At 69.7% G+C, this 17528-nt stretch carries 17 protein-coding genes and 1 tRNA gene; 13 read left to right on the forward strand and 5 right to left on the reverse strand.

The annotated features are described in order from the left end of the window. Positions 1-97: 97 nt before the first annotated feature. The 7 genes from rpmI (at position 98) to FHT38_RS04655 (ending at position 5380) form a co-directional block, all read left to right on the forward strand. Entirely contained in the window at positions 98-301 is a 204-nt protein-coding gene (rpmI, locus tag FHT38_RS04620; RefSeq protein WP_091722658.1) for a 50S ribosomal protein L35, read from the forward strand. 26 nt (positions 302-327) lie between these two features. Further along, positions 328-684 carry a 50S ribosomal protein L20 gene (rplT, locus tag FHT38_RS04625; RefSeq protein WP_058934277.1) on the forward strand — a complete coding sequence of 119 codons (357 nt, stop codon included), beginning with the start codon at positions 328-330 and terminating at the stop codon, positions 682-684. Positions 685-881: 197 nt separating this feature from the next. Then, positions 882-1919 (forward strand): phenylalanine--tRNA ligase subunit alpha, encoded by a 1038-nt coding sequence (gene pheS, locus FHT38_RS04635; protein WP_067062294.1) that lies wholly within the window; start codon positions 882-884, stop codon positions 1917-1919. 39 nt (positions 1920-1958) lie between these two features. After that, positions 1959-4382 (forward strand): phenylalanine--tRNA ligase subunit beta, encoded by a 2424-nt coding sequence (gene pheT, locus FHT38_RS04640; RefSeq protein ID WP_183490300.1) that lies wholly within the window; start codon positions 1959-1961, stop codon positions 4380-4382. Positions 4383-4401: 19 nt separating this feature from the next. Further along, a complete protein-coding gene (locus FHT38_RS04645; protein ID WP_091722666.1) occupies positions 4402-4767 on the forward strand; it encodes an integration host factor subunit alpha in 366 nt (121 codons plus the stop codon). A 40-nt stretch (positions 4768-4807) separates the two neighbouring features. Continuing rightward, the gene (locus tag FHT38_RS04650) at positions 4808-5269 is read left to right on the forward strand and encodes a MerR family transcriptional regulator (RefSeq protein ID WP_091722670.1); all 462 of its coding nucleotides are present in this window, start codon (positions 4808-4810) and stop codon (positions 5267-5269) included. Between the two features lie 34 nt (positions 5270-5303). Next, positions 5304-5380, forward strand: a tRNA-Pro gene (locus FHT38_RS04655). Here FHT38_RS04655 and FHT38_RS04660 read toward each other — a convergent pair. Beyond that, complete coding sequence (locus FHT38_RS04660; protein ID WP_183490302.1) at positions 5381-6703, reverse strand: acyltransferase family protein; 1323 nt, start codon at positions 6701-6703, stop codon at positions 5381-5383. A 134-nt stretch (positions 6704-6837) separates the two neighbouring features. On the opposite strand from FHT38_RS04660, the gene FHT38_RS04665 reads away from it, so the two are divergent. The 5 genes from FHT38_RS04665 (at position 6838) to FHT38_RS04685 (ending at position 11458) form a co-directional block, all read left to right on the forward strand. Continuing rightward, positions 6838-7728, forward strand: a complete 891-nt coding sequence (locus FHT38_RS04665; protein ID WP_183490304.1) for a LytTR family DNA-binding domain-containing protein — start codon at positions 6838-6840, stop codon at positions 7726-7728. 63 nt (positions 7729-7791) lie between these two features. Next, on the forward strand, positions 7792-8949 hold the full coding sequence (locus FHT38_RS04670; protein WP_183490307.1) for an ABC transporter permease: 1158 nt from the start codon (positions 7792-7794) through the stop codon (positions 8947-8949). Then, a complete protein-coding gene (locus FHT38_RS04675; RefSeq protein WP_091722684.1) occupies positions 8946-9812 on the forward strand; it encodes an ABC transporter ATP-binding protein in 867 nt (288 codons plus the stop codon). Before FHT38_RS04670 ends, FHT38_RS04675 begins: the two co-directional genes overlap by 4 nt. Positions 9813-9866: 54 nt before the next feature. Continuing rightward, positions 9867-10829 (forward strand): MlaD family protein, encoded by a 963-nt coding sequence (locus tag FHT38_RS04680; RefSeq protein ID WP_183490310.1) that lies wholly within the window; start codon positions 9867-9869, stop codon positions 10827-10829. Then, the gene (locus tag FHT38_RS04685; protein ID WP_183490313.1) at positions 10826-11458 is read left to right on the forward strand and encodes an ABC-type transport auxiliary lipoprotein family protein; all 633 of its coding nucleotides are present in this window, start codon (positions 10826-10828) and stop codon (positions 11456-11458) included. The genes FHT38_RS04680 and FHT38_RS04685 overlap by 4 nt, the downstream gene beginning before the upstream one ends. Before the next feature lie 87 nt (positions 11459-11545). Here FHT38_RS04685 and FHT38_RS04690 read toward each other — a convergent pair whose 3' ends face one another. The 4 genes from FHT38_RS04690 to FHT38_RS04705 all read right to left on the reverse strand — a co-directional run bounded on the left by FHT38_RS04690 (position 11546) and on the right by FHT38_RS04705 (position 16432). Next, positions 11546-12400: a J domain-containing protein gene (locus FHT38_RS04690; protein WP_183490316.1), complete on the reverse strand. Its 855-nt coding sequence runs from the start codon at positions 12398-12400 to the stop codon at positions 11546-11548. Positions 12401-12537: 137 nt separating this feature from the next. Further along, positions 12538-14733 (reverse strand): sodium-translocating pyrophosphatase, encoded by a 2196-nt coding sequence (locus FHT38_RS04695; protein WP_183490319.1) that lies wholly within the window; start codon positions 14731-14733, stop codon positions 12538-12540. Between the two features lie 305 nt (positions 14734-15038). Next, on the reverse strand, positions 15039-16256 hold the full coding sequence (locus tag FHT38_RS04700; RefSeq protein ID WP_183490322.1) for a citrate synthase family protein: 1218 nt from the start codon (positions 16254-16256) through the stop codon (positions 15039-15041). Then, positions 16253-16432 carry a hypothetical protein gene (locus tag FHT38_RS04705; protein WP_183490325.1) on the reverse strand — a complete coding sequence of 60 codons (180 nt, stop codon included), beginning with the start codon at positions 16430-16432 and terminating at the stop codon, positions 16253-16255. The genes FHT38_RS04700 and FHT38_RS04705 overlap by 4 nt, the downstream gene beginning before the upstream one ends. A gap of 75 nt (positions 16433-16507) precedes the next feature. Between FHT38_RS04705 and FHT38_RS04710 the strand changes: the two genes are divergently transcribed. Further along, the gene (locus tag FHT38_RS04710; RefSeq protein WP_183492390.1) at positions 16508-17494 is read left to right on the forward strand and encodes a tripartite tricarboxylate transporter substrate binding protein; all 987 of its coding nucleotides are present in this window, start codon (positions 16508-16510) and stop codon (positions 17492-17494) included. Positions 17495-17528: the final 34 nt, after the last annotated feature.

Below are 17528 nucleotides of genomic sequence, written 5' to 3' on the forward strand. Positions count from 1 at the left end.
CGATCTGGTCGTCGACAGGCTCATTAGTCTCCTGCAGGCCAGGCAAGTACTCCGGAACCCGGGGTCGCCTGCAGGGACGCACATAGAAGGAGCAGTCATGCCCAAGATGAAGACCAAGAGCAGCGCGAAAAAGCGTTTTCGCGTTCGTCCGGGTGGCACCGTCAAGCGCGGTCAGGCGTTCAAGCGCCACATCCTGACCAAGAAGACCACGAAGAACAAGCGCCAGCTGCGTGGCGCCACGACCGTGCATGAGACCAACATGGGCCACATCGCCGCGATGCTGCCCACCGCTGGTCTGTAATCCAGCAGTAGACAAGGAGATACAACATGCCTCGCGTCAAACGTGGTGTTACCGCACGTGCTCGTCACAAGAAGGTCCTGGCCCTGGCCAAGGGCTTCCGTGGTCGTCGCAAGAACGTCTTCCGCATCGCCAAGCAGGCGGTGATGAAGGCGGGCCAGTACGCCTACCGTGACCGCCGTGCCAAGAAGCGCGTGTTCCGCCAGCTGTGGATTGCCCGTATCAACGCGGCAAGCCGTGGCCTGGGTCTGAGCTACAGCAAGTTCGTGGCCGGCCTGAAGAAGGCCCAGATCGACATCGACCGCAAGGTCCTGGCCGATCTCGCCGTCAACGATCCTGCTGGTTTCGCCAGCATCTTCGCCAAGGTGAAGGCCGCTCTGGCTTAATTGCCAAGGTCCGTTTGCGGGTGCTCGCCCGTGGATGGACTGGCAACTCCGGTGTTGCCGGAGTCGCCCTTTTCAAAGGCCGACACCCTGGTGTTCGGCCTTTTTTCATTCCGGCGCGGTGGTGCGATGTTCGCCATTTCACTGTCGCGCCCTTCGATTTCCGCCAACGACGCCAGATGCCGCATCGGCGCCCCGCGATGAACGACCTCGATCAACTGCTGCAACAGGCCACCGGCGATTTCGCCGCCGCCACGACTCCCGCTGACCTGGAGAACGCCAAGGCCCGCTTCCTGGGCAAGACCGGCCAGGTCACCGAGCTGATGAAGGGCATGGCCGCGCTGTCCGTCGAGGAGAAGAAGACCCGCGGCGCGCAGATCAACCAGCTCAAGCAGGGCATCGAGGCCGCGCTGACCGCGCGTCGCCAGGCGCTGGCGGATGCCGAACTCGAGAAGCAGCTCAAGGCCGAGGCGCTGGACGTCACGCTGCCCGGTCGCCAGCGCGGCACCGGCGGCCTGCACCCGATCACGCGGGCGATGGAGCGCATCGAGGCCATCTTCGGCTCGATGGGTTTCGACGTGGCGGACGGCCCGGAGATCGAGAACGACTGGTTCAACTTCACCGCGCTGAACACGCCGGAAGACCATCCGGCCCGCTCGATGCATGACACCTTCTACATCGAAGGGGGTCACGTCTTGCGCACGCACACCAGCCCGATGCAGATCCGCTACGCGGTGCAGCACGTCAAGAAGCATCGCGCGCTGATCGACGCCGGCCAGCCGATGCCCGAGATCCGCGTGATCGCGCCGGGCCGCACCTACCGCGTCGACAGCGACGCGACGCATTCGCCGATGTTCCACCAGGTCGAGGGCCTGTGGGTCGGCGAGAACATCAGCTTCAAGGACCTCAAGTCCGTCTACGTGAACTTCATGCAGCAGTTCTTCGAGACGACGGACATGGAGATCCGTTTCCGCCCCAGCTACTTCCCGTTCACCGAGCCCAGCGCCGAGATCGACATGATGTTCGGCTCCGGTCCGCTCAAGGGCCGCTGGCTGGAGGTGTCGGGCTCGGGCCAGGTGCACCCGCAGGTGATCCGCAACATGGGCCTCGATCCCGAGCGCTACATCGGCTTCGCCTTCGGCTCGGGCATCGACCGCCTGGCCATGCTGCGCTACGGCGTCAATGACCTGCGCCTGTTCTTCGACGGCGACCTGCGCTTCCTGTCGCAGTTCAAGTAAGCACGGCTGTCAGTCGCCTAGAGAGCAAGAGAGAAACACATGCAATTCCCTGAGAGCTGGCTGCGGGCCTTCTGCAATCCCGCGCTGAACACGCAAGAACTGGCCGAGCTGCTGACCATGTCCGGCCTGGAGGTCGAAGAGCTGCGCCCGGTGGCGCCGCCGTTCCACGGCATCGTCGTGGCGGAGATCGTCGAAGCCGTGCAGCATCCCGACGCGGACCGCCTGCGCGTGTGCAAGGTCAACGCCGGCGGCCCCGAGCTGCTGCAGATCGTCTGCGGCGCGCCGAACGCGCGCGTGGGCATCCGCGTGCCGCTGGCCACGATCGGCGCCGAGCTGCCCCCGGGCGAGGACGGCAAGCCCTTCAAGATCGGCAAGGGCAAGCTGCGCGGCGTCGAGAGCTTCGGCATGCTGTGCTCGGCCCGCGAGCTGAAGCTGTCCGAGGACCATGGCGGCCTGCTCGAGCTGGCCGCGGACGCGCCGCTGGGCGAGGACATCCGCAAGCACCTGAACCTGGACGACACGCTGTTCACGCTGAAGCTGACGCCGAACCTGGCGCACGCGCTGAGCGTCTACGGCATCGCCCGTGAAGTGGCCGCACTGACCGGCGCGCCGCTGATCGCGCCGGAGATCCAGCCCGCCGCCGTCGCCAACGACGCCAAGCTGCCGGTGCGCATCGAGGCGCCGGACCTGTGCGGACGCTTCTCGGGCCGCGTGATCCGCAACGTCGACACGAAGGCCAAGACCCCGCAGTGGATGGTCGACCGCCTGGCCCGCTGCGGCCAGCGCTCGGTGTCGCCGCTGGTGGACATCTCGAACTACGTGATGTTCGAGCTGGGCCGCCCGTCCCACATCTTCGACCTGGACAAGATCCATGGCGAACTGATCGTGCGCTGGGGCAGGAAGGGGGAGCAGCTCAAGCTGCTCAACGGCAACACCATCGAGGTCGACGAGCAGGTCGGCGTGATCGCCGATCGCGAGCAGGTCGAGTCGCTGGCCGGCATCATGGGCGGCGACGCCACCGCCGTCTCCGACGACACGAAGCACATCTATGTCGAGGCCGCGTTCTGGTGGCCGAAGGCGGTGATGGGGCGCTCGCGCCGCTACAACTTCTCGACCGACGCCGGCCACCGCTTCGAGCGCGGCGTCGATCCGGCCGGCACCGTCGATCACATCGAGCGCATCACGCAGCTGATCCTGTCCATCTGCGGCGGCCCGGAAACGACGTGCGGCCCGATGGACGACCAGACCACGCAACTGCCCGAGCGCAAGCCGGTCGCGCTGCGCGTCGAGCGCGCCGCCAAGGTCATCGGCATGCCGGTCACGCAGGCCGACTGCGAAGGCGTGTTCCAGCGCCTGGGCCTGGCCTTCACGTCGGCGCCGGGCGTGATCACGGTGACGCCGCCGTCGTTCCGCTTCGACCTGCAGATCGAGGAGGACCTGATCGAGGAAGTCATCCGCGTGCTGGGTTATCCGAAGCTGCCGTCGACGCCGCCGCTGGCGCCGGTGGTCGGCAAGGTGCGCACCGAATCGCGCCGCGCGACGCACGCGCTGCGTCACGCGATGGCCGGCCTGGGTTACTTCGAGACCATCAACTTCAGCTTCGTCGAGGCGCGCTGGGAGCAGGAGCTCGCCGGCAACGCCAACCCGATCCAGCTGCTGAACCCGATCGCCGCGCCGCTGGCGGTGATGCGCACGTCGCTCATGGGCTCGCTCGTGCAGGTGCTGCGCAACAACCTGTCGCGCAAGGCGCCGCGCGTGCGCGTGTTCGAGATCGGCCGCGTGTTCCTGCGCGACGCCTCGGTGCAGGAAAGCGACACCACGATCGCCGGCATCGCGCAGCCGATGCGCCTGGCCGGCCTGGCCTGGGGGCCGGCGGACCAGCAGCAATGGGCGCAGAAGGACCGTGCCGTCGACTTCTTCGATGTGAAGGGCGACCTCGAAGCGCTGTTCGCGCCGCGCGCGCTGAGCTTCGAAGCGGCTGCCCATCCCGCGCTGCATCCGGGCCGCAGCGCCCGTGTGCTGCTGGACGGCGTCGAGATCGGCGTGATCGGCGAGCTGCATCCGAAGTGGCGCCAGGGCTACGAACTGCCGTCGGCGCCGGTGCTGTTCGAGCTGTCGCTGGACGCGGTGCTGGCGCGCACGCTGCCGCAGGGCCAGGGCGTGCCGCGCCTGCAGGCGGTGCAACGCGATCTGGCGCTGATCGTCAATGAGCAGGTGACCTATGCCTCCCTCATGCGGGCGATCGAATCCAGCGGCGAAGCCCTGGTACGCTCGGCGCGTCTGTTCGACGTCTTCAAGCCCGCCCAGCCGACGGCGGAGCTGCAGGCGGGCGAACGCAGCCTGGCCGTGCGCCTGGAGCTGCTCGATGACGAGAACACGCTGACCGACGAACGCATCGAGCAGGCGGTGGCGAAGGTGGTGACGCAGCTGGGCGAACGCCTGGGCGCGCGCCTGCGGGGCTGAGGGGGAGGGGAGGATGTCGATGAACGATGACGATCTGAAGGAGCAGGCGCGGGTGCTGCTCGGCAGCCTGGAGACGCCCACGCTGACCAAGGCCGAGCTGGCGGAACTGCTGTTCGACAAGCTCGGCCTGAACAAGCGCGAGTCCAAGGACATGGTCGAGGCCTTCTTCGACATCATTCATCAGAGCCTGTCCAGCGGCCGCGAGGTGAAGCTGTCGGGCTTCGGCAACTTCAACATCCGGCGCAAGGCGCCCAGACCCGGCCGCAACCCGCGCACCGGCGAAGCGATCCCCATCAAGGCCCGCAACGTCGTGACGTTTCATGCGAGTCACAAATTGAAAGAAGCGGTCCAGGGCAACACGCCGACGGGCAGTGACTTCGAGTAGAGTCTGACCCTTCCCGCCGCCGCCGGAGCCGCTGATCCCCATGGACGTCCAGCTTCCCGCCATTCCCGCCAAGCGCTACTTCACCATCGGTGAGGTGAGCGAGCTGTGCGGCGTGAAGCCCTATGTCCTGCGTTACTGGGAACAGGAATTCACGCAGCTCAAGCCGATGAAGCGGCGGGGCAACCGGCGTTATTACCAGCACCATGAGGTGCTGCTCATCCGCCGCATCCGCGATCTGCTCTACGACCAGGGCTTCACGATCAGCGGCGCGCGCAATCAATTGACCGATGCCGGCAGCCATGCCGCCAACGCGCAGGAGTTCCGCGCGGAAGCGCTTGCATCGGCGCAGCTCGAGGCCTACCGCGATCACCGCGAAGCGTCGCGCGCGCTCGCCGCGGACTTCGCCGACGGCGCGGCGCACACCACGGTGTCGCTCGAGAAGCTGACGCTGGAGCAGGTGCGCGACGAGCTGTTGGCGATTCGAGAGAGTTTGCTTGCATGAGCCGCAAAATTGCGTATAGAATCTGAGGCTTCGTCGGGGTGTAGCGCAGCCTGGTAGCGCACTTGCATGGGGTGCAAGGGGTCGCGAGTTCGAATCCCGCCACCCCGACCATTAATAAGAAGAATCGGAAAGCCCGGTACCGCAAGGTGCCGGGCTTTTTGCTTTCCGGCGCTTGCGCTTCGAAGGGTTCAAAGGATCCAAGGGGGCAGAGCGTCCCGAGGGCCCCAGACCCATCCAAGGCCGCAGCGCATTCACGCGCATCGCCACGAGCGCGGCGAGCAGGCAGCCGAGCGCGGTGATCGCCACCAGCGCGAACGCTTCCAGCGCCAGCGGCCAGTGCAGCGGCGCCAGCAGGTGGCCCGCGATGACCGTCACCGTCTGGTGGACCAGGTAGAACGGGAACACCGCCAGCGTCAGCCATCGCAGCATTGGCGAATCGCGGTCGGCGAACCACTGCCGACCGAAGCCCATCATTGCCACGATTGGCAGCCATTGCTTGCCGGCGTTGAGCGCGCGCAGCGCCATCAGCAGCGCTTCGGGGAAGTCCTCGCCATGGGCCTGACGCCAGGCGCTCACGATCGCCTCCGAGAGGCCCTGCACGGCGATGTAGCCCAGCAGCGCGGCCCAGCGCCAGCGGCGCGCGGCGGCCCAGGCCCCGTGCCGGTCGTCGCGCGAGCCAAACAACGCGAAGCCCAGCAGGAACATCGCGGCGTACACGCCATGCTGGTAGCCGTCGTGGAGCAGGTCGTGGGTGGTGGGAAAGCGCTCGAGCAGGTGCTGGCGCAGCAGCGCGAAGACCAGCCAGGGCACCCAGAGCAGCCGGCCGTCGGCCACCAGCCGCCCCCATGCCGGATGCGCGAGCACTCGGCGCCCCCCGGGCAGCATCAGCGCCAGCAGCACCAGCACGGTGTAGGTCCAGAGGTAGGGCAGGAACCAGAGGTGATTCCAGGTCGGCAGCGCCAGGCAGTCGTCGCCGCGGCAGAAGCCGTGGTACGCCTGGAAATAGAGCTTCAGGAAATCCAGGTAGCTGCCGCTGTAATGGAGCTTCTCGACCACCTCGAGGTAGGCCTGCGGCGGCACGATCACCGCCATCCCGAACAGCAGCGGCAGCAGCAGGCGCTGGCTGCGGGTGGCGAGGAGCGCGCCGGGGCGCTCCGCGCGTTCCGCCATCAAGGCGGTCGCCGCGCCCGAGATCACGAACAGCAGCGACATCCGCCAGGGGTTGAGCCACAGCATCCAGGCCTCGAGCGCCGGGACGAGCCGCGGCGACTTCACATGCCAATCCCAGCTCACGTAGAACATGCCCGAGTGGTAGAGGATCAGCAGCGCGAAGGCGATCACGCGCAGCCAGTCCAGTTCGGTCAGGCGGGACGATCCAAGGGGCGCTCCGAGGGGCGACCCCGTTCGGGGGAGGGCGGGGGAGGGGGTGTTCATGGCGGCCAGCATCGGTGCCGGGGCCGGGCGCGGCGTCGGAATGTGACGAGCCGCCCCCGCGCGGTGACGATCCGCCCCGTCCCAGGGGCGGCGATCGGCCGCCACCGCGCCGCGCCCGCCTACACTGCGCCGCCATGACCGAGGACAAGTGGCTGCGGCTGTACCTGACCCATCGGCGCTGGATGGAGCGCGGCGCCTGGGCCTTGCTGCTGCTCGGCTCCGCGATCGCCAACACGATCACCACCAACCTCGACATTCGCCGCGCCGGTCTCGCCTTCAAGGCGTGGGAGCCGGCGGTCTGGGAGTTCTCCAGCGCCATCCTCTGGCTGATCCTGATTCCCTGGATCCTGCGCGCCGCCGACACCCGGCCGCTGCGCTGGGGCCAGCTGCGCCGCCATCTGCCATGGCACCTGCTGTTCTCGCTGATCACCAGCCTGGCGCATGTCCTGGGCATGGTGACGCTGCGCAAACTGGCCTATGCGACGCAGGACGCGCATTACGACTTCGGCGACTGGCCGCTCGAGCTGGCCTACGAGGCCCTCAAGGACGTGCGCAGCTATGCCTTCATCCTGCTGATCGCTGGCGCCTACCGCTTGTTCGTTTGGCGCTGGCAAGGCGAAGCGAGCGTGCCAGTCCCTGCGCCCGACAGCGGGCCCGCACCGGCGCCCAGCAGCGAGCCCGCGCCTGCGCCTGCCGCGCTGCCCGAGCGCCTGCTGGTGAAGAAGCTCGGCAACGAATTCCTGCTGCCGGTGGACGAGATCGAGTGGGTGCAGGCCTGCGGCAACTACGTCAACCTGCATCGCCAGTCCCACGACTACCCGCTGCGCAGCAGCCTGGGCGCGTTCGAGCAGCGCCTCGATCCGGCGGTCTTCGTGCGGGTCCATCGCAGCTACCTGGTGCGGCTGCGGCTGATCGAGGCCATCGAGCCCACCGAGTCCGGCGATGCCCACCTGCGCCTGCGCGACGGCAGCCGCGTGCCCTGCAGCCGCACCTATCTGGAGCGGCTGCGGCAGCGTCTTGTCTGACTGGGCGATCTCCTGTCCGCCGAGTTCACCGGACCGCCCCCGCGCGGCTATGCTCTGACCCCAATGGACGCCCCCCTGGATTCCCCCGACGCCACCGACCCGTCGCCGCGCCTGCTGCGCGAGCCCGGTGAAGGCGGCCGCGTGCGGGCGCGGCTGGAGGGCGACTGGACGCTGCTCGCGCTGCGCGAGCGGGTCGAGGCGCTGCGGGGCGAGCTCGGCGAGGTGCCGACCGCGAACGTCTCCTGGGACCTGAGCGCGGTGCGGCGGCTCGATCCGACCGGCGCGCTGCTGCTGTGGCAGGCCTGGGGGCGCCGCCAGCCCGAGGACCTGCGCTGGCCGCAGGCGCCGATGAAGGACATGTTCCAGGCGCTGTTCGCGCGCCTGGGCAGCAAGCAGGGCAAGCCGGCGCGACCGCCGCGGATCCAGAACGTCCGCCAGTTCGGGCAGGGCCTGCTGAACCTGGCGAGCCACCTGCTCGACGCGGTCGCGCTGCTGGGGCAGGTGACCCGCGACCTGGGCACGCTGGCGCGCCATCCCAACCTGATCGCGTGGAAGGACATCTCCGCGCACCTGTACCGCAGCGGCGCGCAGGCGCTGGGCATCACCGCGCTGGTGGGCGTGCTGGTGGGCATCACGCTGTCCTACCTGACCGCCAAGCAGCTGCAGAGCTATGGCGCCGACATCTACGTCATCAACATCCTGGGCATCAGCGTCTGGCGCGAGCTCGGACCGCTGCTGGCGGCCATCCTGGTGGCCGGGCGCAGCGGCTCGGCGATGACCGCGCAGCTGGGCGTGATGCGGGTGACGCAGGAGCTGGACGCGCTGTCGGTGATGGGCATCTCCCACACGATCAGGCTGGTGCTGCCCAAGATGGCGGCGCTGGCACTGTCCTTGCCCCTGGTGATGACCTGGACCAGCTGCATGGTGCTGCTGGGCGGCATGGTGGCCGCGCGGGCGACGCTGGGGCTGGACTACGTGCAGTTCCTGCAGGGCCTGCCGGCCGCGGTGCCGGTGGCCAACCTGTGGCTGGGGCTGTCCAAGTCCGCGGTGTTCGGGCTGATGATCGCGTTCGTCGCCTGCCACTTCGGCCTGCGGATCAAGCCCAACAGCGAAAGCCTGGGGACCGGCACCACCGATTCGGTGGTGAGCGCGATCACCGTGGTCATCATCGTGGACGCGATCTTCGCGGTGATGTTCTCCGACGTGGGACTGAAGCAATGAACGAGTGCATCGAACCCGGTCCGGCCGAAGCGGTCGACGCGCTGGAGGTCCAGGCCGGCGATCCCGTGATCGAGGTGCGCCATGTGGGCACGGTGCTCGGCGGCGTGCGCATCCACAAGGACCTGAACCTGACCGTCACGGCCGGCGAGGTGCTGGGCATCATCGGCGGCTCGGGCAGCGGCAAGACCACGCTGCTGCGCCTGATGCTGGGCCTGGAGCGGCCCAGCGAGGGCGAGGTGCTGGTCTTCGGCCAGAAGCTGGGCAAGTGCGAGGCGACCGACCTGGCGCGGGTGCGGCACCGCTGGGGCGTGCTGTTCCAGCAGGGCGCGCTGTTCTCCGCGCTGACCGTGTTCGACAACATCGCGCTGCCGCTGCGCGAGCTCAAGAGCCTGCCCAAGGACCTGATCGCGGAGCTGGTCATGACCAAGCTCCAGCAGGTCGGCCTGAAGCCGGAGGACGGCATCAAGATGCCGGCCGAGCTCTCGGGCGGCATGGTCAAGCGGGTGTCGCTGGCGCGCTCGCTGATCATGGATCCGCAGCTGCTGTTCCTGGACGAGCCGACCGCGGGCCTGGACCCGGCGAGCTCCAAGGGCTTCGTGCAGCTGATCGAGAGCCTCAAGCGCGAGATGGCGCTGACGGTGGTGATGGTCACCCACGACGTGGACACGCTGTTCGCGATCGCCGACCGCGTGGCGGTGCTCGCGGACCAGCACCTGATCGCGCACGGGCCGCTGGAGCAGGTGGTGAACCAGCCGCATCCGTTCATCCGCAACTTCTTCCTCGGGCATGCGGAGCGCTGCGCCGCGGACAACCTGCGCAGCTACCGCGACGCGCTGCATCACCGGGACGAGCTGGCCGCCTGAACGCGGGGGCGGTGGGCTTCACCAGGACAACGACAAGAGGATTCGGGCGGGCACATGGAAAACAAGGCGCATGCATTGGCCACCGGGCTGTTCGTGCTGCTGCTGGGCGCGGCGCTGGTGGTGATCGTGCTGTGGTTCCGCGGCGACCGCGGCGACACGCAGACCTTCACCGTGGTCGCCGCCTCCGGCGTGCCGGGGCTCAACGTCAAGGCGCCGGTGAAGCTGCGCGGCGTGCAGATCGGCAAGGTGGATTCGATCCGCTTCGACCCGGCGCAGCCGCGCCAGATCCTCGTCGACATCGAGGTGGACTCGGACGCGCCGATCGCGCCGGGCACGCAGGCCAAGCTCGGTTACCAGGGCATCACCGGGCTGTCCTTCATCGACCTGGACGACGGCAGGGAGCCGGCGGATCCGCGGCAGAGCGTGCTGCAGACGCGGCGCATCCCGCTGGCGCCCGGCTTCCTCGACCAGCTGCAGGACGTCGGCCCGAAGCTGGCGGCCAGCGCGCTGGCGACGATGGACCGGATCCAGAAGGTGCTCAGCGACGGCAATCAGCAGCAGCTGTCGCAGACGCTGGCCCACCTGAACGAGGCCTCGGGCGAGCTCAACGCGCTGGTCAGGGAGCTGCGCCCGACCGCGCAGGCGCTGCCCGCGCTGGTGAAGAACACCGACGGGCTGGTGGTCGCCGGGCGCAACACCCTGGGCAACGTGGACACGCTCGCGAAGCAGGGCGGCGCGCTGGTCGAGGAATACAAGGGCAAGGCCGTCGCGATCGACCAACTGGGCGATGCGGCCGCGCAGCTGCAGCGCACGCTCCGGCGCGTGGAGCTGTCGCTGGTCGGCTCGGCGGACAAGCCGCGCCAGCGCGCGGTGCTGGACGACCTGTCGCAGGCCGCGCGGGCGCTGGAGCGCGCGGCGCAGAACATCGGCGACCAGCCGCAAAGCCTGATCCTCGGGCCCCGGCCGGCGGAACCCGGCCCTGGCGAATCCGGCTTCGAGGCGGGAGCGAAGAAATGATCGAACGCACAGAACTCCCTCGCACCGGCAGCGTGCGCCGCGCCTGGACGATCGGCGCCGCCGCGCTGGCCGTCGTGCTGATGGCGGCCTGCGGCAGCCGCGCGCCGGCGCCGACGCAGCGGGACCTCGGTCCCGTCCCCGCCTGGCCGGCGCAGGCGCCGCTGGCCAAGCGCGTCGAGCTGCAGGCGGTGACCGCGCCGGAGACCCTGCAGGGCACCGGCATCGCCTACCGGCTCGCGGACGCCGACCCGTACGCGCGGCGCGTCTACCGCGACTCGCGCTGGGCGGCGCCGCTGCCGGTGCTGGTGGCCACGCGGCTGCGCCAGCAGATCGCGCGCGCGCCGGTCGCGCCGGGCGCCGATCCGCAAGTGGTGATCGGCGTCACGCTGGAGCTGGAGGAAAGCCTGCAGAGCTTCTCCAACGCGTCGCGCAGCGAGGTGCAGGTGCGCCTGATGGCGACGGCGGAGGACGGATCGCAGCGCGCGTTCGACCGCACCGAGCCGGCGGGCGGCAATGCCGAGGGCGCCGTCAAGGCGACCGCGGCGGCCGTGGATGCGCTGGCGCCGGAGATCGCGACGTGGGCGGCGAGCCTGTCGCCGCGGCCCACGCCGGCACGCGGCCGCCGCTGAGCCTCGCCCAACCCCGTCTTCGGAGCGGGACGGCGCAGGTGGGGCACGCGCTCGCCGGCGCCCCGTTCCGCCTCGCGGGAGAAAGGCTCAGACCGCCGCGATGCCGCCGCCCAGGCGCCGCTGGCGCTGGCGCAGGAAGGCTTCGGCCATGCTGGACTCGGGCTGCAGGCGCTGCCCGATGTAGAGCTCCTGGCGGCGCTCGGTGATCTGGGCGCGCAGGCGGTTGGCCATGATGCCCAGCGGGTCGAGGCCCTTTTTCTCGGCGCGCTCGATCGATTCGCCGAGCGCATGCATCGTGTGGTTCTTGAGCAGGGCGGTATGGGCCTGCACCACGCGCAGCCGGCCCTGCACCGCGCGCTCCGCGTTGCGCAGCCATTCCATGACCGCGTCGGCGTCGCCGCCGCGCACCTTCACCAGGCTCTCGCCCGCGGCCAGCAGCAGCGCTTCCAGCCGCCCGCGGTCGCCGCTCGCGTAGGCCTCGTTGACCTCGGCCATCTTGCGTTCGCGCCGGGCGCGCTCGGCATCGTCCGGCGCCAGGTCCGGATGCAGCCGCTTCGCGGCGCGGCGGTAGAGCGTCTTGAGCGGCGGCGGGCCGACCTGGACCAGGCCGCCCTCGGGCTCCACCGGCAAGGGCGCGCCGGCGGGCAGCACCGGCAGCTGCGGCATCGCGGTGGCGCGGGGGGATTCGGGCGGGCGGGTGTCCAGGCCGTTGCGGGCCAGCGCCTCGTGCAAGTAGCGCATCGCGCAGTAGAGCTGCGATTCCAGCGCGTCCAGCTCCATGTAGAGCGGCCCCAGCGCGGCGACGTAACGGTCGACGAAGCGCTGCATCCGCTGCCGGCACTCGGCGTAGTCGGCTTCCTGCGAGGCCAGGAAGCGCTGGAGCTCGACCAGTTGCTCGCGGCGGCGTTCGAATTCGCGCGGCGTGATGGCCTGGCTGAGCATGTTGAGCGGAGTCCCTGGACGATGGAGGTATGAGCGCCGATTCTGCCGCGAGCGCCTGAGCGCCGAAAGCGCAAACAGCCCCTCGCGGGGCTGTTTTTCTCAGCGTTTTCACGGAGGCGCGTGCGGCCCCCGCCCCGTCAGGGCGTGGAGGCCGCGCTGGCCGCTTCCATCGGGCCGCTGGCGACGGCGTCGGGCACCGCGGGAGGCGTCGCGGTGTCCGCCGCCGGCGCGCTGGCCGCGGGCGGCACATGGGCGCCGGCCGCCGGTCCGCCGACACCGACCGCCGGCAGCAGCGGCACGATCAGCAGCGCGACGATGTTGATGATCTTGATCAACGGGTTGACCGCCGGGCCGGCCGTGTCCTTGTAGGGATCGCCGACCGTGTCGCCGGTCACCGCGGCCTTGTGGGCGTCGCTGCCCTTGCCGCCGTGATGGCCGTCCTCGATGTACTTCTTGGCGTTGTCCCAGGCGCCGCCGCCGGTGCACATCGAGATCGCCACGAACAGCCCGGTGACGATGGTGCCCATCAGCAGGCCGCCCAGCGCGGCGGGGCCGAGCACCAGGCCGACCACGATGGGCACGACCACCGGCAGCAGCGAGGGCACGATCATTTCCTTGATCGCCGCCGCGGTGAGCATGTCCACCGCGCGGCCGTACTCGGGCTTGCCGGTGCCTTCCATGATTCCCTTGATGTCGCGGAACTGGCGCCGGACCTCCTCGACCACCGAGCCGGCCGCGCGGCCCACCGCCTCCATCGCCATCGCGCCGAAGAGGTAGGGGATCAGACCGCCGATGAACAGCCCCACGATCACCATGTGGTTGCTCAGGTCGAAGCTGACGCTCAGGCCCTGCTGCTCCAGCGCATGGGTGTAGTCGGCGAAGAGCACCAGCGCCGCCAGGCCCGCCGAGCCGATCGCGTAGCCCTTGGTCACCGCCTTGGTCGTGTTGCCGACGGCGTCCAGCGGGTCGGTGATGTCGCGCACGCTGTCGGGCAGCTCGGCCATCTCGGCGATGCCGCCGGCGTTGTCGGTGATCGGCCCGTAGGCGTCCAGCGCCACCACGATGCCGGCCATGCTCAGCATCGCCGTCGCCGCGATCGCGATGCCGTAGAGCCCCGCCAGCTTGAACGCGACCAGGATCGCGACGCAGACGAACAGCACCGGCCAGGCCGTCGAGCGCATCGACACGCCCAGCCCCGCGATGATGTTGGTGCCGTGGCCGGTGGTCGAGGCCTGGGCCACGTGCTGGACCGGCTTGTAGTCGGTGCCGGTGTAGTACTCGGTGATCCACACCATCGCCGCGGTCAGCAGCAGGCCGACCAGGCAGGAGAAGAAGAGGGCGTTCGCGCCGATGGTCTGGCCGCCCGGCAGCGTCAGGTCCTGCGGGAACAGTGCGCGGGTGATGAACCAGAACGCGATCGCCGACAGCACGCCGGCCACCACCAGGCCCTTGTAGAGCGCCGGCATCACGTTCTTCATGCCGGGGCTGGCCTTGACGAAACCGCAGCCGATGATGGACGCGATGATCGACGCACCGCCCAGCACCAGCGGGTAGATCAGCGCCGCGATCGACATGCCGCCGAAGGTCAGCGCGCCCAGCGCCATCGTCGCGATCAGCGTGACCGCGTAGGTCTCGAACAGGTCGGCCGCCATGCCGGCGCAGTCGCCGACGTTGTCGCCCACGTTGTCGGCGATCACGGCGGGATTGCGCGGGTCATCCTCGGGGATGCCCGCCTCGACCTTGCCCACCAGATCGGCGCCGACGTCGGCGCCCTTGGTGAAGATGCCGCCGCCCAGCCGCGCGAAGATCGAGATCAGCGACGAGCCGAAGGCCAGGCCCAGCAGCGGCTTGAGCGTCTGGCTGTCGGCGTGGGTGCCGTTCTGGCTGACCCACATGAAGAACAGGCCCACGCCCAGCAGGCCCAGGCCGACCACCAGCATCCCGGTGATGGCGCCGCCCTTGAAGGCGACATTGAGCGCCGGCGCCATGCCCTGCGTCGCCGCCTGCGCGGTGCGCACGTTGGCGCGCACCGAGACGTTCATGCCGATGAAGCCGCAGGCCCCGGACAGCACCGCCCCGACCAGGAAACCGAGGGCGGTCTTCCAGTCCAGCGCCACGCCGATCAGCACGCCCAGCACCACGCCGGCGATGGCGATGGTGCGGTACTGGCGCGCCAGGTAGGCCGCGGCGCCTTGCTGGATCGCCCCGGCGATCTCCTGCATGCGCGGGTTGCCGGCATCCTGGCTCAGGATCCAGCTACGTTGGATAAAGCCGTAGAGCACCGCCGCCAGCCCGCAGGCCAGCACGAAGTACAGCGCCAAACTCGTCGACATGTGTGTGTCTCCTCTCGCTGATCGCCATCCTGTGAAGACGTTCCATCCAGCGGGCGCCGGGCCTGCGCGCACGCAACAGCAACAGTCCGTCGACCCATGCTAAGGCCGTGAATACCGCATGGCATGAGCGTTTACCAGCGGATCACAGGGCTTTGCAAGGCGAGTGTCAGGCTTTGCGGGATGGGCACGCTGAAGCCGGGGCAAGGACTGGCCCCGGGCACGGCCCGTGCCCCGTCGGTAGGCTTTACGCGGCCTTCATCGGTCGCGCGGTGTCGTCATCGTCCGCGCCGTTACGCCTGGCGCCGTCACCGTTTCCGGCGGGCCTTGCGCGGGTCGGGCGCCTGGGCCGCGCTCGGGCCGATGTAGCGACCGCGCGGACGGATCACCGAATCGACGGCCAACTGCTCCATCGCGTGCGCGAGCAGGCCCACGCTGCGTGCGATCGCGAAGATCGCGAACGCCGCGTCGGCGGGCAGCCGGTAACGCGCGACCAGCGCCGCGAGCGCCACGTCCATCGACGGCGGCAGGCCGGTGAGCGCCACCACACGCTCGATCAGGCGCGCGATCGCGGCCGGCGGCTTGAACTCGTCCATCAGCGCCGCGGCGCGCGGGTCGCCGTCCGGATAGATGGGGTGGCCGAAGCCGGGCAGCGGCATCGCGGCGGCGAGGTAGCGGTCCACCACCGCGTCGGCGCCTTCGCGCTCGACCTCGTCGAACAGCGCGCGCACGCGCCCGGAGGCGTCGCCATGCAGCGGACCGGAGAAGGTGGTCAGGCCCGCGAGCAGGCAGGCCGGCAACGAGGCGCCGGTCGACGCGGTGATGCGGGCGGAAAACGCGGAGCTGGTGATCTCGTGGTCGGCCGCGAGCACCAGCGTCTTGCGCAGCAGCGCGGCAACGGGCTTCGGCAATCCCCACCCGCGCGCGAGGCGCTCATGCAGCGGCCGGTCGTCTTCTGCCGAGGCACCGAAGGCGACCGCGAGGCGGCCCACCAGGCCGGCGGCCTCGTTGACCAGCACCCGCGGCAGGCGGCCTCGCGTCGAGTGCCCGGTCGCGGTCAGCGCGGCGAGCTCGGCGAACGCCCGGGCCCGGCCCACGGGCAGCGCGGACACCACGTCCAGCGCCGACGCGGCCGGCGATCCCGGCACGCCCACGGGACTCGGGAAGCCGGGCGCCTGCTCGAGGTTCCACAGCAGTTGCGCGGCGTCCTCCAGCGTCGCCGTCGCCGCGAGCTCCACGACGTCGACACCACGGTAGAAGGGCCGCCCGCCGGAGAAGGTCGAGATCGCCGTCGGCAGGCTGGGCTCGGCGCCGAACAGCGTCGTGGCCGCGAGCGTCTCGCGCGTGCGCCCGGTCTCCTTGCGCCGCAGCAGCGCCTTCACGTCCTCGGCGCGGTAGAGGCTGCGGCGCGAGTCGGCCGGATCGGGGCTGACGCCGATCCGGCCCCGGCTGACGTAGGCGTAGATCGTCTGCGCGCGCACGTCGAGGGCGTCGCGCGCTTCGTCCAGGGTCATCCAGGTGGTCATGCGGGGCGGGGGTTCGCGTCGTCGAGGTCGTCAATGTAATCGTCAACATCAGGCGTGTCCAAGCGCTCGCGTCGAGACAAACGCCTTCTTTCCATCGGCGCCAGCGATTTGAATTGATCTTGATGATCAATATTGACGATGCGGTGGCGGGCCCGCAGCATGAGTCCACGCGACATCGACGAGGGTCGTTCAGAAATCCTCGCGGTGCCGACCTCATGCCCACCCCCAACGGAGACAACCGCATGACCCGCATGAACCCCGCGCGCCGACTGGCCGCGCTGACCTTGCTGAGTTCGGCCAGCCTGGCCTCGCTCCCCGCCTGGGCGCAGAGCCCGGCCGCCGCCGCCAGCGCCTATCCGTCCAAGCCGATCACGATCGTGGTCGGCTCCAGTCCCGGCAGCACCACCGATGGCCTGGCCCGCGCGATCGGCGCGGAGATCACCGCCGCCACCAAGGTGCCGGTGGTCGTCGAGAACAAGGCCGGCGCCAGCGGCGGCATCGCGGCCCAGGCGGTGGCGCGGTCGGCGGCGGATGGCTACACGCTGTTCATCACCACCAACACGACCCAGGCCGCCAATCCCCACCTGTTCCGCAAGCTGGCCTACGACCCGGTGAAGGACTTCGCGCCGGTGGGCGCGCTGGTCAAGGGCTACCTGCTGCTGGTGACGCATCCGCGGGTGGCCGCCCGCAACGTCACCGAGCTCAGCGCGATCGCGAAGCAGCAGCCGTTGACCTTCGGCGCGGGCAGTTCGTCGGCGCGCGTCGCGGCGGAGCTGTTCCAGCAGATGACGAAGACCCAGCTGACCTATGTGCCGTACAAGGCCAATCCGCAGGCGATGGTCGACCTGGTCGGCGGCCAGGTGGACCTGATGATCGTGGACCTCACCACCAGCCTGCCGCAGGTCAAGGCCGGCAAGCTGAAGGCGCTGGGCGTGAGCAGTCCCCGGCGCTCCCCGCTGGTCCCGGACCTGCCGACGATCGCCGAGGCCGGCCTGCCCGGCTACGAGATCAGCTACTGGAACGCCGTGTACGCGCCCGCCGGCACGCCCGCGTCGGTGGTCGAGCGCCTCAACGCCTTGATGCAGAAGGCCATGACCGCCGAGCCGGTGCGACGCTTCGTCGAGCAGAACGGCATGGAGCCCTTCACCTCGACGCCGGCCGAGCTGGCGAGCTTCCAGGCGGCCGAGTACCGGCGCTGGGGCGCCGTCATCAAGGCCGCCGGCATCCAGCCCGAATGAGGCGCGCGGCCCGGCCGCCCGTTCCCCATCGCCT

This window comes from Mitsuaria sp. BK041, assembly GCF_014193085.1.
Lineage (GTDB): Bacteria > Pseudomonadota > Gammaproteobacteria > Burkholderiales > Burkholderiaceae_C > Roseateles.

What these genes read in the sequence shown, in the direction of transcription:
- rpmI (WP_091722658.1), top strand. Translation starts at nt 98, where the DNA reads ATGCCCAAGATGAAGACCAAGAGCAGCGCGAAAAAGCGTTTTCGCGTT.
- rplT (WP_058934277.1), top strand. Translation starts at nt 328, where the DNA reads ATGCCTCGCGTCAAACGTGGTGTTACCGCACGTGCTCGTCACAAGAAG.
- pheS (WP_067062294.1), top strand. Translation starts at nt 882, where the DNA reads ATGAACGACCTCGATCAACTGCTGCAACAGGCCACCGGCGATTTCGCC.
- pheT (WP_183490300.1), top strand. Translation starts at nt 1,959, where the DNA reads ATGCAATTCCCTGAGAGCTGGCTGCGGGCCTTCTGCAATCCCGCGCTG.
- FHT38_RS04645 (WP_091722666.1), top strand. Translation starts at nt 4,402, where the DNA reads ATGAACGATGACGATCTGAAGGAGCAGGCGCGGGTGCTGCTCGGCAGC.
- FHT38_RS04650 (WP_091722670.1), top strand. Translation starts at nt 4,808, where the DNA reads ATGGACGTCCAGCTTCCCGCCATTCCCGCCAAGCGCTACTTCACCATC.
- FHT38_RS04660 (WP_183490302.1), bottom strand. Translation starts at nt 6,703, where the DNA reads ATGAACACCCCCTCCCCCGCCCTCCCCCGAACGGGGTCGCCCCTCGGA.
- FHT38_RS04665 (WP_183490304.1), top strand. Translation starts at nt 6,838, where the DNA reads ATGACCGAGGACAAGTGGCTGCGGCTGTACCTGACCCATCGGCGCTGG.
- FHT38_RS04670 (WP_183490307.1), top strand. Translation starts at nt 7,792, where the DNA reads ATGGACGCCCCCCTGGATTCCCCCGACGCCACCGACCCGTCGCCGCGC.
- FHT38_RS04675 (WP_091722684.1), top strand. Translation starts at nt 8,946, where the DNA reads ATGAACGAGTGCATCGAACCCGGTCCGGCCGAAGCGGTCGACGCGCTG.
- FHT38_RS04680 (WP_183490310.1), top strand. Translation starts at nt 9,867, where the DNA reads ATGGAAAACAAGGCGCATGCATTGGCCACCGGGCTGTTCGTGCTGCTG.
- FHT38_RS04685 (WP_183490313.1), top strand. Translation starts at nt 10,826, where the DNA reads ATGATCGAACGCACAGAACTCCCTCGCACCGGCAGCGTGCGCCGCGCC.
- FHT38_RS04690 (WP_183490316.1), bottom strand. Translation starts at nt 12,400, where the DNA reads ATGCTCAGCCAGGCCATCACGCCGCGCGAATTCGAACGCCGCCGCGAG.
- FHT38_RS04695 (WP_183490319.1), bottom strand. Translation starts at nt 14,733, where the DNA reads ATGTCGACGAGTTTGGCGCTGTACTTCGTGCTGGCCTGCGGGCTGGCG.
- FHT38_RS04700 (WP_183490322.1), bottom strand. Translation starts at nt 16,256, where the DNA reads ATGACCACCTGGATGACCCTGGACGAAGCGCGCGACGCCCTCGACGTG.
- FHT38_RS04705 (WP_183490325.1), bottom strand. Translation starts at nt 16,432, where the DNA reads ATGTCGCGTGGACTCATGCTGCGGGCCCGCCACCGCATCGTCAATATT.
- FHT38_RS04710 (WP_183492390.1), top strand. Translation starts at nt 16,508, where the DNA reads ATGAACCCCGCGCGCCGACTGGCCGCGCTGACCTTGCTGAGTTCGGCC.